General features: G+C 54.4%; 15 protein-coding genes. 5 read left to right on the top strand and 10 right to left on the bottom strand.

The annotated features are described in order from the left end of the window. Nucleotides 1-206 precede the first annotated feature (206 nt). The 3 genes from J1781_RS22810 (at nt 207) to J1781_RS22800 (ending at nt 2750) form a co-directional block, all read left to right on the top strand. Nucleotides 207-1187 carry an alpha/beta hydrolase gene (locus J1781_RS22810; protein WP_217234247.1) on the top strand — a complete coding sequence of 327 codons (981 nt, stop codon included), beginning with the start codon at nt 207-209 and terminating at the stop codon, nt 1185-1187. A gap of 48 nt (nt 1188-1235) precedes the next feature. Further along, the gene (locus tag J1781_RS22805) at nt 1236-2156 is read left to right on the top strand and encodes a LysR family transcriptional regulator (protein ID WP_129951202.1); all 921 of its coding nucleotides are present in this window, start codon (nt 1236-1238) and stop codon (nt 2154-2156) included. A gap of 99 nt (nt 2157-2255) precedes the next feature. After that, entirely contained in the window at nt 2256-2750 is a 495-nt protein-coding gene (locus J1781_RS22800; protein WP_217138602.1) for a YjjA family protein, read from the top strand. A 609-nt stretch (nt 2751-3359) separates the two neighbouring features. Here the strand turns inward: J1781_RS22800 and nth are convergent. From nth to J1781_RS22750, 10 genes are all read right to left on the bottom strand, one after another. Next, nucleotides 3360-3998 carry an endonuclease III gene (nth, locus tag J1781_RS22795; protein ID WP_129951205.1) on the bottom strand — a complete coding sequence of 213 codons (639 nt, stop codon included), beginning with the start codon at nt 3996-3998 and terminating at the stop codon, nt 3360-3362. Continuing rightward, nucleotides 3991-4689: an electron transport complex subunit E gene (locus J1781_RS22790; protein ID WP_129951206.1), complete on the bottom strand. Its 699-nt coding sequence runs from the start codon at nt 4687-4689 to the stop codon at nt 3991-3993. Before J1781_RS22790 ends, nth begins: the two co-directional genes overlap by 8 nt. After that, nucleotides 4682-5314 (bottom strand): electron transport complex subunit RsxG, encoded by a 633-nt coding sequence (gene rsxG / locus J1781_RS22785; RefSeq protein ID WP_217220251.1) that lies wholly within the window; start codon nt 5312-5314, stop codon nt 4682-4684. Before rsxG ends, J1781_RS22790 begins: the two co-directional genes overlap by 8 nt. Before the next feature lie 9 nt (nt 5315-5323). Further along, nucleotides 5324-6376, bottom strand: coding sequence for an electron transport complex subunit RsxD (gene rsxD / locus J1781_RS22780; RefSeq protein ID WP_129990761.1), 1053 nt, complete (start codon nt 6374-6376; stop codon nt 5324-5326). Further along, complete coding sequence (rsxC, locus tag J1781_RS22775) at nt 6377-8467, bottom strand: electron transport complex subunit RsxC (RefSeq protein ID WP_217234246.1); 2091 nt, start codon at nt 8465-8467, stop codon at nt 6377-6379. It abuts the gene before it with no gap. Nucleotide 8468: 1 nt separating this feature from the next. Further along, on the bottom strand, nt 8469-9035 hold the full coding sequence (gene rsxB, locus J1781_RS22770; RefSeq protein ID WP_013575430.1) for an electron transport complex subunit RsxB: 567 nt from the start codon (nt 9033-9035) through the stop codon (nt 8469-8471). Continuing rightward, nucleotides 9035-9616, bottom strand: coding sequence for an electron transport complex subunit RsxA (gene rsxA / locus J1781_RS22765; RefSeq protein ID WP_015697462.1), 582 nt, complete (start codon nt 9614-9616; stop codon nt 9035-9037). Before rsxA ends, rsxB begins: the two co-directional genes overlap by 1 nt. 40 nt (nt 9617-9656) lie before the next feature. Further along, nucleotides 9657-10097 (bottom strand): DUF2569 domain-containing protein, encoded by a 441-nt coding sequence (locus J1781_RS22760; protein ID WP_129990759.1) that lies wholly within the window; start codon nt 10095-10097, stop codon nt 9657-9659. A gap of 253 nt (nt 10098-10350) precedes the next feature. After that, on the bottom strand, nt 10351-11718 hold the full coding sequence (gene dcuC, locus J1781_RS22755; protein ID WP_129951211.1) for an anaerobic C4-dicarboxylate transporter DcuC: 1368 nt from the start codon (nt 11716-11718) through the stop codon (nt 10351-10353). Nucleotides 11719-12001: 283 nt separating this feature from the next. Further along, entirely contained in the window at nt 12002-13207 is a 1206-nt protein-coding gene (locus tag J1781_RS22750; RefSeq protein ID WP_217234245.1) for an FAD-dependent oxidoreductase, read from the bottom strand. Between the two features lie 307 nt (nt 13208-13514). Here J1781_RS22750 and J1781_RS22745 point away from each other — a divergent pair, with 307 nt between their 5' ends. Next, nucleotides 13515-14228, top strand: a complete 714-nt coding sequence (locus J1781_RS22745) for a FadR/GntR family transcriptional regulator (RefSeq protein WP_129951213.1) — start codon at nt 13515-13517, stop codon at nt 14226-14228. Continuing rightward, a complete protein-coding gene (locus J1781_RS22740) occupies nt 14215-15393 on the top strand; it encodes an aminotransferase class I/II-fold pyridoxal phosphate-dependent enzyme (RefSeq protein ID WP_217159468.1) in 1179 nt (392 codons plus the stop codon). The genes J1781_RS22745 and J1781_RS22740 overlap by 14 nt, the downstream gene beginning before the upstream one ends. Nucleotides 15394-15400 lie beyond the last annotated feature (7 nt).

Below are 15400 nucleotides of genomic sequence, written 5' to 3'. Positions count from 1 at the left end.
GGAATGAAAGGGGCTCCGGCCCCTTTTTGCGTGATCAGAACGCCGGGCACGTTTGGTATGACATCCGGGGTGGCCCCGCATTTCATGACAGCTTCCTCATGAGAAACCTACCTGTAATCAGTCATAAGCAATAACAATTCAGACTTTTTAAAACCGGTTCAGGGCGTTATAAATAACGGGACGATAACTGAAAAATGGATCCTGTGATGAAAACTGCCCACCTGGTTGACCCTGAACTGCGCCCGTTACTGGCCCTGATGCCTGCAAAAGTGCTGGAGGTATCCGCTTTGCCTGATATGCGCGCTCAGCGGCAGGCAGCGGCACTGGAAAGTTTATTGCAGGATGATGGCCTGCCTGTTTCCGTCGCTCATCATCACATTACGGGTAGCGAAGGCGCGCCGGCGGTGCGTGTGGTGGTGATTTCACCGCAACATGCACGCCAGGGGCGGATGGGTATTTTGCATATTCATGGTGGCGGCTATGTGCTGGGCAGCCCTGAGCAATCGATGCCGCTGACCCGTCCGACAGCGGCGCAGCACGACTGTGTCATTGTTTCGGTGGATTATCGCCTCGCGCCGGAAACACCGTTCCCCGGACCGCTGGAGGATTGCTATGCCGCGCTGGTCTGGATGACCGCTCAGGCAGAAGCGCTGGGCATCGACCCCGAACATATCGGTGTAATGGGCGACAGCGCCGGTGCAGGGCTGGCTGCCTCGCTGGCGTTGCTGACCCGTGACCGCAATGGCCCGAAACTGGCGTTTCAAAACCTGATGTATCCGATGCTCGACGACCGCACCGTGACCGATCCCAACCCGAATCCGGTGACGGGTGAATTCTCCTGGACGCGCGAGGACAACCGTTTCGGCTGGCACGCCTATCTTGGTCATGAAGCGGGTTTGCGGGATATTTCCTGCTACGCTGCGGCGGGCCGTGCAGAGGATCTGAGCGGATTACCGCCAGCCTGGATTGGCGTCGGTTCGATAGATTTATTCCTCGATGAGAATATCGACTATGCACACCGGTTAATCCGTGCCGGCGTACCGGTGGAATTCAGCATTTATCCGGGCGGATTTCACGGTTTCAATGGCGATCCGGCCTATGCGCTGGCCCGCCGCGCACGTAAACAGCGTCAGGACGCCCTGGCCGGTTTTAATCCGCTGCGTCATCATCATGACTTTGGATTATAATCATCAGCAATCGACAGGGCACAACAACCGGCTGAATTAGAAAATAAATTGGATATCAAACAACTTATCTATTTGTGTAATCTCGAACGCGAACGACATTTCGGCAGGGCGGCAGAAGCCAGTTTTGTCAGCCAGCCGACGCTGTCGATGCGCCTTAAAAATCTCGAAAAAGAACTCGACCTTAATCTGATCAACCGCGGTAATAACTTTGAAGGTTTTACCGCCGAAGGCCTGCGCGTGCTGAGCTGGGCGCGTGAAATCGTCGCCGTCTATGAAGGGCTGAAACTGGAAGTCGAATCACTGAAACAGGGCATGAGCGGGACATTGCGTATCGGCGTGATGCCGCAATGCAGCGTGTCGCTGGCGCAGCTGATTAAGGCGGTCAGCGAGGCGCATCCGGGGCTGGATTATCGTGTCGCGGAAGTCAGTGCCGATCAGCTGATAGAAGCGCTGAGCAGTCATTCAGTGGATGTCGGTATTGGTTTTTTTGAGTTCTCGACGCTCAATGAGCTGCGCTTTCAGCTGGTGCCGCTTGATGATGGCGGCGTTGATGTGGTCTATCACCCGGATCATTTTCCGCAGTTGCAGGACATCGGACTGATGACCGCTGAACAGGCAGTCACGCTGCCATTATGTCTGTCTGAGCCGAGCCGCTATTTCCGGCGTTATCTGGATAATTTTTTCCGCCAGGCCGGGCTTGAGCTGCGTCCGCGGCTTGAAAGTACCTCGATTTTCCAGCTGATGCAGGGCGTGTTCGTCGGGATTGGCTGTGCGCTGGTTCCGCGCGGACATCTGATTGATGAGATGCATCCTGTACTGAAACGTTGTCCGCTGGATATCACACCGATGAGCCGTCACGCCGCACTGGTGGTTGCCGAAGCGGGAAGGGCAACGCCACTGGCGCAGCATTTCTTCACAGCCGCCGGGCTTTGGCTGGCACAACAGCAGACAGAAAAACCCGACAGATAAACCATCCTCCGACGGTTTATCTCCGCTATTCCTATTGATGAAAAGAATATTTAAGCTCAAGCTTTGGCGCAATATTGCGTTAAATGAATGGAGTAACACATGAAAACATTGAAAGCCGTTGTTCTGGCGATGGCCTCTGCAGGTATTTTGCTTTCAGCAGGTGCACAGGCGTCGAATAATCTTCTGGGACAACTGCAGCAGGCCGCCAACGAAGGACTGAACGGCGGCGGCAAATCCGGTTCTACCGGCACCACTTCTTCGCTGACCTCGTTGCTTAGCGGCGGCGACAGCGCATTAACCTCGACCAGCGCGAACAACGTCGCAGGTGTGTTGCAATATTGCGTGAAGAACAACGTACTTTCCAAAGCCAGCACTGAGAATGTGAAAGATCAGTTGCTGAGCAAGCTGGGTATCCAGACGGCAGAGGGTGCGGAAAGCCAGGATTATCAGCAGGGTCTGGGGGGATTGCTGAAAACCGGTAAAGATCAGAGTGTCGATCTGAATAACCTGGGGAACGGGCTGACGCAGGTAAAAGAGAAAGTGAAAACCAAGGCCTGTGATGTGGTGCTCAAGCAGGCGAAATCGTTTATTTGATTGCAGAGGCCGCTGCAATGGCGGCTTTTAACTTCAACTTCAAGGTCAAAACCGTGGGGTGCCACCCACACTGGCCTTAAGAGGCGCCTATCGCCGCGCCTCTTAAGAATCTCCGGCTCTTTTACTGCGCGCTCCGCTCGCTGGCTATGTTTCAGGTATCGCAGTGATAGCCGCAAAATCCCGCCGCGGCGCGGTGCCCTACGTTCGGGTTGCAACCCGCGCAAAAAACGCGCGGTTTTCCACCTCTCCTCCGGCGGAATTTTGGAACCGGCCTCAGGCTTCAACTTCACAACCTCACTTTCTTAATCTTTCAAAAAGCTGCGGGCGATTCAGAAATCTTGCTGAACGGAGCGGCCTGAAGACCGAAGGCTTCAGGACCGAGAGAAGGCACCGCGTAGCGGCAAGATTTCCAGCCTGTCGCTGTGGTTGCTGAAACATAGCCAGCGCGCGGATCACGTGTTTGAAAAAGCGAGGGGAGTTCAGAGGGGAAAAGCCTTTCCCCTCTGGTCGGTTTCGGCGCGACAGGCCATGTGATAACCGTTATTGAAAAACCGAAACTTACTCAATTCTATGTAAAGTCATTTATAGCTATTTAAAAGGGAAGCCCTTTCACTCCGCATAGACCTTCTCTTTACTCTCACACAAATCCTCAATCAGACAACTCCCGCACCGTGGCTTGCGGGCAATGCAGGTATAGCGGCCATGCAGGATCAGCCAGTGATGGCAGTCAAGTTTAAATTCGGCGGGAACCACTTTCAGCAATTTTTCTTCGACATCATCGACAGTTTTGCCGGGCGCGAATTTCGTGCGGTTACAGACGCGGAAAATATGCGTGTCCACCGCAATGGTCGGCCAGCCGAAGGCAGTGTTAAGTACAACGTTGGCGGTTTTGCGGCCGACGCCTGGCAGTGCTTCAAGCGCGGCGCGGTCTTCCGGCACTTCTCCGTTGTGTTTTTCCAGCAAAATACGGCAGGTTTTAATCACGTTCTCGGCTTTGGCATTAAACAGGCCAATAGTTTTGATGTATTCCTTCACACCGTCCACGCCAAGTGCCAGAACAGATTCAGGCGTGTTGGCGACAGGATACAGCTTTGCCGTCGCCTTGTTCACGCTGACGTCCGTGGCCTGCGCGGAAAGCAATACCGAAATCAGCAGTTCGAACGGGGTGGTGTACACCAGTTCGGTGGTAGGATGCGGGTTGTTATCACGTAAACGGCTGAGAATTTCGGTGCGTTTTTCCTTATTCATGAACACTTCCCTTTGGCAAACTTTCTTCAGCAGCAACGTGCTGTGCCGCTTTCCGTGCTTTCATGCGCTGATCAATAAGATATTTAGCGGCCAGCAACAGACCGAGGCCGATAAACGCGCCCGGCGGCAGCATGGCCAGCAGGAACGGGTTATCGAGATGCAGCACTTCGACACGCAATACTTTCGCCCAACTGCCGAGTAACAAATCAGCGCCGTTGAACAGTACGCCGCTGCCGAGAATTTCACGCATTGAGCCCAGTACAAACATCGCACAGGTTGCTCCGAGCCCGGTCATCGCACCGTCAAGCGCGGCCAGATGGATCGGACTGCTGGCTGCGCAGGCTTCGGCGCGTCCGACCACAATACAGTTGGTCACAATCAGCGGGATAAAAATCCCCAGCGCCTGATACAGACCAAACGCATAAGCGTTGATCAGCATCTGTACGGTACTGACGACCGAGGCGATAATCAGCACATAAATCGGGATGCGAATTTCATCCGGGATCCACTTACGGAATGCGGAAATCATGGCGTTGGTACAGGTCAGCACCAGTGTGGTCGCAAGGCCTAAACCCAGGGCGTTGGTGGCAGTCGAAGTCACGGCCAGCAGCGGACAAAGCCCCAGCAACTGAACCAGTGAGGAGTTATTGGTCCACAGACCCTGAACGATTATCTTTTTGGCTTCACTCATCACGTGCTCCACAAGGGGTGAGGTGGGAAAGCTGAGACGGTACCGTCCCGATAAACAGCGCCGTGCGTTTTACGGTGCGAACGACGGCGCGCGGTGTAATGGTCGCACCGGTAAACTGATCAAACATACCGCCGTCTTTCTTCACGGCCCAGCGCTCATCGCCTGCACCGTTAACGGTCTGATTGGCGAAATGCTTGATCCAGTCTGAAATGCGCACTTCAATTTTGTCACCCAGCCCCGGCGTTTCATGCTGTTCCAGCACGCGGGAACCGTAAACTTTGCCATGAAAATCAGCCGCCACCAGTAACCGGATCGCACCGGAATAACCATCAGGCGCAGTGGTTTCAACCACCGCGGCCACAGGCTGTCCGTTTTTGCGCGCCAGATACATACGGTGCGGCGTCATGTTACCCAGTGCCTCATCAGTGACGTTGTAACATTCGTTTTGCATGTCATTGTCGTACACGCCTGCAGGGATCACCTGATCAAACAATATTTTTTGCTGTAACAGCGCCTGATGTTCAATCGTCGGCTTGGTCATCAGGTTGACCAGAGCCGTCATCCCGGTCATCAGTGCGCCAAAGAAAGCCAGAATCAGGCCGTGGCGTCGCATGGTTGCTAACATCATTCTTCCTCAGCGATGCCCGTAAACACGTGGTTGTGTATAGTGATCAATCAGTGGCACAGTAATATTGGCCAGTAAAACCGCAAAAGCGATGCCATCCGGATAACCGCCATAACTGCGGATCAGCCACACCAGTAAACCAATCAGCGCACCGAAAATCAGGCGGCCTTTAGGGGTAGTGGAGGCTGTCACCGGATCGGTGGCGATAAAGAATGCACCCAGCATGGTCGCGCCGGAGAACAACCCGACCAGCGGTGAAGAGTAGCTTTCCGGTGCCAGACCCCACGCGATACCCGCGCATACAGTCAGCATACCTAACAGGGCGACCGGAATGTGCCAGCTGATGATTTTGCGCCACATCAGGAACAGCCCGCCGGCGAGGAAACCCAGGTTAATCCACTGCCAGCCGAGACCGGCCAGCGTGCCGCTAAACAATGGTGTACTGAGGATCTGATCGGCGCTATGGCCGGAGCGCAGACCGGTTTTAAACGCATCCAGCGGTGTTGCCTGCGTCACGCCATCGACGTTCATATTGAGCTGATAGGCGGTCAGATCCAGACTGTTATGCCCGGTGAAAATAGTCCGCAGTGTATCGGTGAAGCCTGCGTGATGGTGTTGCAGGGTATCAGGCGGCAACCAGGTGGTCATTTGCACCGGGAAAGAAATCAGCAGTACCACATAACCTACCATGGCTGGGTTAAACGGATTCTGACCCAGACCGCCATAAAGTTGTTTGGCAATAATGATGGCGAAAATCGTGCCGAGTACCACCATCCACCACGGGCCCAGCGGCGGCAGGCTGATACCCAGCAAAACCGCGGTCAGCAGGGCGCTGTTATCCCCCAGACGTTTCGTCACCGGCTGTTTTCGCAGTTGTAACACGGCGCCTTCTGCCAGCAGAGCAATCACGATAGCCAGTGTCAGTTGTATCAGCGTGCCGTAACCGAAGAACCAGACCTGAGCGATCAGGCCGGGAATACACGCCAGGATCACCATCATCATGATGGTGCTGGTGTTCTGGCGATTATGCGTAAAAGGTGAACTTGCGATCCTGAAGGCCATCTATTCCTCGTTAGACATTGTTTGGGCGGCTTTACGGGCCTTAACCCGGGCGATCGCCGCAGCCACGGCGGCTTTGCGTGGATCGCTTTCTTGTTGTTTTGGCTCGGTTTCTTCTGTGTCCTGCGCGGCCGCTTTTTTGGCTTTGGCGCGGGCGATGGCAGCGGCTACTGCCGCCTTGCGTTTGTCGTCTGCGGAAGGTTCGGCAGGTGACGCTGTCACGTTTTCTTCACCGGCAGGCTGATGTGATGCTGCGGCTTTCTTCGCTTTTACACGGGCAATCGCGGCAGCCACGGCGGCCTTGCGGGCATCTTCCTCAGCGGGCGGCTGAGAAACGGCAAGCTCACTTTCTCTGGCTTCAACAACCACGCCAGTGTTGCCGGCTTTCTTCGCTTTCACCCTGGCAATCGCGGCAGCCACCGCGGCCTTACGGGCATCTTCCTCAGCGGGTGGTGCTGTTTCAGCCACCGGTTCAGAGGCCACAGGAATATCCTGCTGCGCGGCAGCTTTTTTAGCTTTAGCGCGGGCAATTGCCGCCGCCAGTGCGGCCTGGCGCGGATCGACTTCCGGCGTGTCAGCCACGGGTTTTTCTTCTACAGGGGCTTCTGCTGCCGGTGTCTCGCTGAGTTTTACAGCTGCTTTCTGATGCTTTTCTTCCCGCGCTAATTTTTCACGCTCCATACGCGCCTGTTTGGCTTCGAAACGCGCTTTGGCTTCCATGGCACGTGCGCTTTCGTTATCGATGGCGCGGATTTCAGCCTTTTCCTGACGGTAATACTGCACCAGCGGAATATTGCTCGGGCAGACATAGGCACAGGCGCCGCATTCGATGCAGTCGAACAGATTATGCTTGCGTGCTTTCTCGTGTTCCTCGCCTTTACTGAACCAGTAAAGTTGTTGCGGCAATAAACCGGCCGGACAGGATTCCGCGCACAGGCTGCAACGGATGCAGGCTTCTTCCGGCCCGGGCTGTCCCAGTTCGGACTCGGACGGCGCCAGCAAACAGTTGGAAATTTTGACCACGGGTACGTTGAGCGACGGCAGGGTAAAGCCCATCAGCGGACCGCCCATGATCACCATCTTTTTATTACCCTGCGGTTGTAACTGACCTTCCTGCATCAGGTGCTCAATGGGGGTACCCAGACGCGCCCAGACGTTGCCCGGTTTTGCCATTGCTTCACCGGTCAGCGTGACCACGCGTTCAATCAGCGGTTCGCCGTCAATGATGGCGCGTTTAATGGCAAACACAGTGCCGACGTTTTGCATCAGCACGCCGATGGACGACGAGTGATGGCCTTTTGGCACTTCGAGGCCGGTCAGGATTTTAGTCAGCTGTTTGGCACCGCCGGACGGGTATTTGGTCGGGATCACCCGCAGCTCGAAACGCACACCGTCGGAGATTTCAGCGCTGATCGCCGCTTTTAGTGCGGCAATCGCTTCAGGTTTGTTGTCTTCGATGCCGATTAGCACACGTTCAGGATGCAACATGTGACAGAGGATGCGCGTACCCTGGAGGATTTCCATGGCATGTTCCTGCATCAGCCGGTCATCGGCAGTGATGTAAGGCTCACATTCGGCAGCATTAAGAATCAGTGTGCGGGTCGAGGTCAGGCCGCCAGCCAGTTTGCTGGCGGTCGGGAAACCGGCGCCACCCAGCCCGGCAATACCGGCCTGACTGATGCGCTGATTCAGTTCGTCAGCAGTAAGCTGACGGTAATCGGCCACGAATTCACGGCCACACCAGGTGTCCTGGCCGTCGGCGTCGATTAACACACAAAGCTCTTTCAGGCCGGAAGGGTGCGCAGTAATGTGTGGCCCGATGGCGGTAATCACGCCTGAGGTCGGCGCATGAACCGGTACGGTACGGCCACGACCGGTGGTCAGCGGCTGACCTTTTAACACGCGGTCGCCGGGTTTCACACACAGCTCACCTTCAGGACCAAGATGTTGCTGAAGCGGGATGATAAAGCGCTCAGGCAGTGGCACGTTGCGCAACGGAACGTGGCTTGACTGAGTCTTCATTTCCGGCGGATGAATACCGCCGTCGAAGTCCCAGATCTTGTTTTTCTTGAGCGCCGCAAACAGATTAAACATGTTACTCCGCATGGATGACCTGAACCGGAATGGATTTCAAATCCCACTTCCAGTTTGCGGTGGTGGTTTTTACCGGCAGCATTTCGATGCAGTCCGTCGGGCAGGGCGCGACGCACAGGTCACAGCCGGTACATAAATCGGTAATCACGGTATGCACGGCACGGGTGGCCCCTACAATGGCATCAACCGGACATGCCTGAATGCACTTGGTGCAGCCGATGCAGTTGCTTTCGTCAATGTAGGCCACTTTACGCACCGGTACCGCAGCCGCGGCGTCTTCACCCATCGGCTGAGGTTCAACGTTAAGCAGGGTTGCCAGCTTGAGCATGACTGCTTCGCCGCCCGGCACGCATTTATTGATGTTGTCGCCATTGGCGACCGCTTCGGCATAAGGTTTACAGCCGGGATATCCGCATTGCGCACACTGGCTCTGCGGCAGAATATCGTCAATCTGATCGACAACCGGGTTGCCTTCGACGGCAAAACGACGCGAGGCGTAACCCAGCAGCAGGCCAAAAACCAGCGCCAGAGCGGTCAGCGCGCCAATTGCTACCCATAATTCAAACATTAGAATTTCACCAGACCCGTGAAGCCCATAAAGGCCAATGACATCAGGCCGGCCGTGACCAGCGCAATCGAAGAACCTTTGAACGGTGCCGGAACATCAGCGACGACCAGGCGTTCGCGAATGGCAGCGAACAGCACCATGACCAGCGAGAAGCCCAGTGACGCGGCAAAACCGTACAGTGCGGATTGCATAAAGTTGAACTGCTGGTTGATGTTGAGCAACGCGACACCGAGCACGGCACAGTTAGTGGTGATAAGCGGCAGGAAAATACCCAGCAGCCGATACAACGACGGGCTGGTTTTACGCACGACCATTTCGGTGAACTGCACGACAACGGCGATCACCAGAATAAAGGCCATGGTACGCAGATACACCAGCCCCAGCGGCATCAGAACAAAAGTGTTGACGATCCACGAGCAGATATTGGACAGGGTGATCACGAAGGTGGTGGCGAGCCCCATCCCGATAGCCGATTCCAGTTTCCTGGACACGCCCATAAACGGGCACAGGCCAAGAAATTTGACCAGCACAAAGTTATTGACCAGCACGGTGCCGACGAAGAGTAATAAATAAGAGGTCATAGCAATTGCCCGGACATAATAATCATTAAAAAATTCAGGGTTATTCCGTAAAGGTTTCTTTTACCCGCAGTGAGCGCTTAAAATAAGGCACAAAGACGGCGGCGGCCAATAAAGGTAACAATAAGTTACGCACGGCCAAATCATCGGTAACCGGTGAGAATGCAAAGGCTTTTACTGCCAGAAGCACGGTGCACAATAACCAGATAATATACATTTTAGGTAACGCTCTGGCGCGCTTACAAAATTGCCATAATACCGCAACGGTAAATAACCCCATCGCCAACGTGGTCACTACAGAGAAATACCATTGCAGGGTAAATGCCTGCGAGTTGGTGATTAAATATTCACGCGATTCCGGTACAAATAATGCCATTGAAAACAGAAACAGCATTAATACGACGCTGAGCAGCGTCACAATCAGATACGCCATCGGGGCCAGTAACCACCCGCCAATACGTTTATAGCCCGGATTATTCGACATAAAAGCTTTTCTCACGCTGGTTTTGCCATCAAATCAGCACAGGGAAACTTCCCCGACCTTCAAGGCGCAGTAGCTTAACCCGAGTTCGCTTCAGCCGATATCGTATTTATGTGATCAATACCTTAATCCTTCCGCCGTCTCTGCGTTGACTGCCTTCACACGCCCCGGTCACAGACTTTTGTATGCTCCGGGGACACGCTCAGTGAACGCACTGATACAGCCTGAACGATTCAGGAATTAAAAGCGGGGAGGACTAGTGCACCGGCACCAGAATTTCGGTGGCGACGATCACCACAATCAGGCCAACCAGCACGGGAACGGAGGTCCGTTTAACCACTTCAAAAGGCGAGATTTTTGCCATGCCGGCCACTGCGACCACAACGCCGGAAACCGGGGAAAGGGTCCGGCCCAGGTTGGACGCCTGCAACATCGGAATGACCAGGTATTCCGGATTAATGCCCATTTTCGTCGCCAGTTTAGGGATGAGTTCAACGAAGGCATAGAACGACGCATTGCCGGATCCGGTCGTCATGGCGGCAAGCACGGTGATCACCACCAGTACCAGCATCATAACGATGCTGCCGGAACCGAAGTTTTGCGCCAGTCCGATCAGGCTGCTGATAAACCCGACAGTACTTAAACCCTGAGCAAACACGCCTGCCGCGACCAGCAACATCACCACGTTGGCGAATGCATCGGCCATGCCGCGATACGCCACGTCCAGACCGGCGAATACCGCTTTGCCGCTACGGTTACGCACGGTTTCAATCAGGGCGGTCAGCAGCATACAGATCACCAGAATGGTGATGATATGCAGATTCGGCCCCCATTTTCCGTCAAAAATCAGCACACCGATAATCGGCGTGAAAGGCAAAATGGCGTAGAAAGCCGGAGCATTGGTTTCAGCCACATCGTCAGCATTTGAATCGACCGTATCCACCTGGGCTGTGGTATCGCGTTTATCCAGATAGCGTTGCCAGAAGAAATGCGCGACAGCCATTGCGGCGATGGCGGCAATCGAAATAGGCAGGGTGACTTTAAAGGCAAAATCCACCAGCGGCATGTTCGCCGCCTGCGCGGCCAGCACAACGTCACCGGATGTTGGCGAAAGGATGATTGCCGCAGGGGATGCACAAATCGCCGCCGCCGCGCCCCGGCTGATGCCGACGTTGACCATTATCGGGAACAGTGTCGCCATCAGTAACACGCCCAGACCGGTGGCGGAAGATACCGCCAGCGACATCAGACACGCCAGGATATAAGCCGCAACCATCAGAATGTACGGTGAGTTGATCATCTGTAACGGACGCGATGCCAGTTTGACGACCACATCATTGGCCCCAATATGTGTCATATAGGCCGCGAATCCGCACAGCATCATAATCATCATTCCCAGATCGCCACCGCGGCTCATCAGCAGAATTTTGACGTATTCAACGATATCTGTGGCATTCCAGCCGGTACTTTTTGTGCCTTCCGGCAGGATACTGTGGCCCATCATTGCACTGATAATCAGCAGCAATAAGCCACCTACCATCAGCACGCCGGTGGGTGAATAGCCTTTAATGATATAGCGTCCGACAAAGACGGCGACCACCAGCCCGATCAGTAATTCCAGCATTATTGTATTCCCCGAGATTAAATATGGATCCAAGTGAAAGGCGGGCACTTTGCCGAAATAGCTCACCGGGCGTAATGACGCTTATCAATTATGGGTGATGAAAAAGCGGGGAATATTTAAATTTGTGATGCTTAACGGGCATCACGAGGGGCGTTTAAAAAAACTTCAACTACAACTTCAAGTTCAAAACCGTGGGCCGACGCCCACGACCTTGACCTTAAGGCCAGTTTGGGTGGCAACCCAAGGTGTTGACCTAAAGGCGGTTCGGGTGGCAAACCCAAAATCAAAGCTTCGGGATTTCCCGATAAAATCCCACGCCGATGAGGCGTCCAAACAGAAATGGTATAAATTTCCGTCCCCGTAGCCAGATTTCCAGCCGTGAAGGGGCACGCTTCCTTTGTTTCTGTCCGGCCTTACTGATCATAATCTGTAACGCCTGCGTCGCCCAGGTCGGGAACATGCGACGGCGCTGAATGCGTTTTAAATGCCGCAGCGTCAGGCGTCCGGCCTTGAGCGGTTCAGTGATGATATTCGCCGTCGCCACGGCATCCTGAATGGCCAGATTCACGCCAACACCGCCGATGGGTGACATCGCATGCGCTGCGTCGCCGATGCACAGCAGCCCCGGTTTTGCCCACTCTTTCAGACGGTCAATGCGGATCACCAGCAGGCGTACGTCTTCCCAGCTGAGGATATCTTCCTGAAGACGCGGGCGTTCGAAGGGAGATACTTCGGTCAGCAGGTCGAGAAAGGGCGCGATGCCCTGCGCTTTGAGCAAATCCAGACTGCCTTTGGGAATCGAATACCCACACTGCCAGTAATCTCCCCGGTCAATCATGATGAAGTTTTTCTTCGGGCCGCGATGACCCATTGACCACTGCGGATCGTCCGGTCGTTTGTGAATTTTCAGCCATAACACGTCACGCGGCGTGCCATAACGGCGGACTTCCATCCCGGCCTGTTCCCGCACGATGGAATTACGGCCATCGCAACCGATCACCAGACCGGCATCAAAGTGCTGCGTTTCTCCGTCCACTTCAGCAATAACACCGGATACCTGCCCTTTATCCTCCTGCAACGACAGCACCTGTGCATTATGGATCAGCCTGAAATTGGGCAGTTGTGCTGCCTTACCGGCGATAAAGTTAAGGAAATCCCACTGCGGCATAAAAGCGATAAATTTACACTGCGTTGGCAGATGACTGAAGTCCGCCAGCGTGGTTTCCTGGCCGTCGATTTCACCATATAGCTTTTCAGCGCGCTGGTGTGGCAGGGCGAGGAATTCGTCGAGGAAACCTAGTTGCCAGATGATGTCCAGCGTCGAAGGGTGAATGGTGTCGCCGCGAAAATCGCGCAAAAAGTCACGGTGTTTTTCCAGCACAGTGACGTCAATACCTTTACGCGCCAGAAGATATCCCAGCATTAAACCTGCGGGACCGCCCCCGACAATGCAGCATGATGCTGCTGAAGACTTTGTATCCGGTGTCATAACCACCTGCCTGGCAGAATGAATTCATATGATAACAGTTATCATTTGCACTCCTGCGCGTCAATCCATCCCGTGCTACATCACTGAACATTACCTGCACAGCGGTACAACATATCCGGCTTTTTTTGCACCACCGCGATCTGCCCGTCATCTTCCCGCATGGAACGTTATTTATTCATATTCCATTTTAATCAATTACTTAACGGTGGTTCTGCAAACTGGCAGACAAATTGCAATGTGGTCCACAGGTTGAGTTGTTGGGCCAATTTGGACCGGTGTCCGTTGAAAACAATGTGCGGAGAAGCCAATGAGCGGCGAAATAAATTTATTGCATCCGATCGCGCCACAACAAAGCGACACCCTGGTACTGGATGCGCTGACGCGTTATGTGGCGCAGTCCGGCACCCGTATCGGCGAGAAACTGCCTCCTGAGCGTGTGCTGGCTGAAGGTCTGGCGGTGAGCCGCAACACCGTGCGTGAGGCGCTCAAACGCTGGGAGGCACTGGGAATTATCGTGCGTAAAAAAGGCAGTGGCACCTTTTTGCAGTCTGAAATTACTGCTAACGACAGCTTTCTGTCCCTGCGCTTTAAAAATGATTCCGCCACCATGCTGCATGCGCTGGAAGTGCGCCGGATCATCGAATGTGAGGCTTCGGCAATGGCGGCAGTGCGTGCTACGGAAAGCGATTTGCTGTTCATCGAACAGAAACTGGTTGTGATGGAAAAAGTACATCTGAGCATCGGTTCCGCAGGGGCAGAAGACTGGCAGTTTCACGCGGCGATCTACAGCGCCGCGCACAATCCGCTGCTGCTGCAAATGGTCGGCGGCATTTACGACCTGCTGCATGCCTTTTTCGAATCGCCACCGGAACAGGCGCTTTTCAGCGACTCTTTTCCGCTGCACCGCCTGTTATATGAAGCCATTGCGCGCCGCGAACCGGAAAACGCGCGCAGGCTGAGCAACGACATTCTGAACATAACCGAACGTGACATGAAGGAAGTGATCAATGCAGCAAGATGATAAGAGCCAGCCGGTTGAGTTAAGTGAAAACACGCATTTAGTGCATGACGGCCGCCACGATCGCGGGGCGATTTCACCCCCTATCTATCAGTCGTCGTTATTTAGTTTCACCGATTATGACAGCATGATTGCCCGTTTTCGTGGTGACAGCGACCACGCATTATATTCCCGCGTCGACAACCCGACCGTGATCGAATTACAGAAGAAGGTGGCGCAGCTTGAAGGCGGCGAAGCCTGTCTGGCGTTCGGCAGCGGCATGGCGGCTATCAGTAATGCCATTCTCAGCGTGGCCGGTCCCGGCGATAAAGTCGTCTGTGTGAATCACGTTTATCCAGACACCTACCGTTTTCTGCGCGGTTTCTGCACCCGTTTCCAGATTGAATCACAGTTTGTCGATGGGGGTTCTCTGGCCGCACTCGAAGCGGCGATTCAGGGGGCGAAACTGTTATATCTCGAAAGCCCGAACAGCTGGGTGATGGGCGAGCAAAATCTGCCAGCCATTGCCGCGCTGGCCAAAAAATACGGCGTAATAACGATGATCGATAACAGCTGGGCGTCACCGGTTTTCCAGAAGCCGCTGGCGGCAGGCATCGATCTGGTTATTCATTCTGCGTCGAAATACATCAGCGGACACAGCGACGTCGTTGCCGGACTGGTGATTTCAAGTACAGAACACATCACTGCCATCAGTCGTTATATCAGCCCGTTTTTAGGCGGCAAACTCTCCGCGAATGAAGCCTGGCTGTTGCTGCGTGGCTTACGCACGCTGCCGCTGCGTATGCGCCAGCATCACGAAAGCGCGCTGGAACTGGCGCGCCGCCTGCAGGGCTATTCGCGTATCACGCAGGTGAATCATCCGGGGCTTGACCCGTTGCCGACTTCCACGCTGACCGGCTACAGCGGCCTGTTCTCCTTTGAGCTCAGCGAAGGCATTGACATTCCGACGTTCTGCAATGCGCTGACCTTATTCCGTATGGGCGTCAGTTGGGGCGGTTTTGAAAGCCTGGTGATGCCGGCCATTTCGGTGCTGAATCAGGCGGGTGAATTCAACTCGGCAAGAGATTTTGGCGTCTCACCCCGTGTGATCCGCATTTCAATCGGGCTGGAAGATACTGAAGATTTATGGCGTGACTTGAAAAATGCCATCGAAAGTGCTTGTTCCTGAAGCCATT

It is taken from the genome of Rahnella perminowiae (assembly GCF_019049695.1).
Classification (GTDB): Bacteria; Pseudomonadota; Gammaproteobacteria; order Enterobacterales; family Enterobacteriaceae; genus Rahnella; species Rahnella perminowiae.
Note: the sequence above shows the minus strand (reverse complement) of the source record. Positions and strands in the feature narration are given on the sequence as shown.

Bases quoted from the DNA above. Each gene is read 5' to 3' on its own strand.
- J1781_RS22810 (WP_217234247.1), top strand. From the start codon at position 207: ATGAAAACTGCCCACCTGGTTGACCCTGAACTGCGCCCGTTACTGGCC.
- J1781_RS22800 (WP_217138602.1), top strand. From the start codon at position 2,256: ATGAAAACATTGAAAGCCGTTGTTCTGGCGATGGCCTCTGCAGGTATT.
- nth (WP_129951205.1), bottom strand. From the start codon at position 3,998: ATGAATAAGGAAAAACGCACCGAAATTCTCAGCCGTTTACGTGATAAC.
- J1781_RS22790 (WP_129951206.1), bottom strand. From the start codon at position 4,689: ATGAGTGAAGCCAAAAAGATAATCGTTCAGGGTCTGTGGACCAATAAC.
- rsxG (WP_217220251.1), bottom strand. From the start codon at position 5,314: ATGTTAGCAACCATGCGACGCCACGGCCTGATTCTGGCTTTCTTTGGC.
- rsxD (WP_129990761.1), bottom strand. From the start codon at position 6,376: ATGGCCTTCAGGATCGCAAGTTCACCTTTTACGCATAATCGCCAGAAC.
- rsxC (WP_217234246.1), bottom strand. From the start codon at position 8,467: ATGTTTAATCTGTTTGCGGCGCTCAAGAAAAACAAGATCTGGGACTTC.
- rsxB (WP_013575430.1), bottom strand. From the start codon at position 9,035: ATGTTTGAATTATGGGTAGCAATTGGCGCGCTGACCGCTCTGGCGCTG.
- rsxA (WP_015697462.1), bottom strand. From the start codon at position 9,616: ATGACCTCTTATTTATTACTCTTCGTCGGCACCGTGCTGGTCAATAAC.
- J1781_RS22760 (WP_129990759.1), bottom strand. From the start codon at position 10,097: ATGTCGAATAATCCGGGCTATAAACGTATTGGCGGGTGGTTACTGGCC.
- dcuC (WP_129951211.1), bottom strand. From the start codon at position 11,718: ATGCTGGAATTACTGATCGGGCTGGTGGTCGCCGTCTTTGTCGGACGC.
- J1781_RS22750 (WP_217234245.1), bottom strand. From the start codon at position 13,207: ATGACACCGGATACAAAGTCTTCAGCAGCATCATGCTGCATTGTCGGG.
- J1781_RS22745 (WP_129951213.1), top strand. From the start codon at position 13,515: ATGAGCGGCGAAATAAATTTATTGCATCCGATCGCGCCACAACAAAGC.
- J1781_RS22740 (WP_217159468.1), top strand. From the start codon at position 14,215: ATGCAGCAAGATGATAAGAGCCAGCCGGTTGAGTTAAGTGAAAACACG.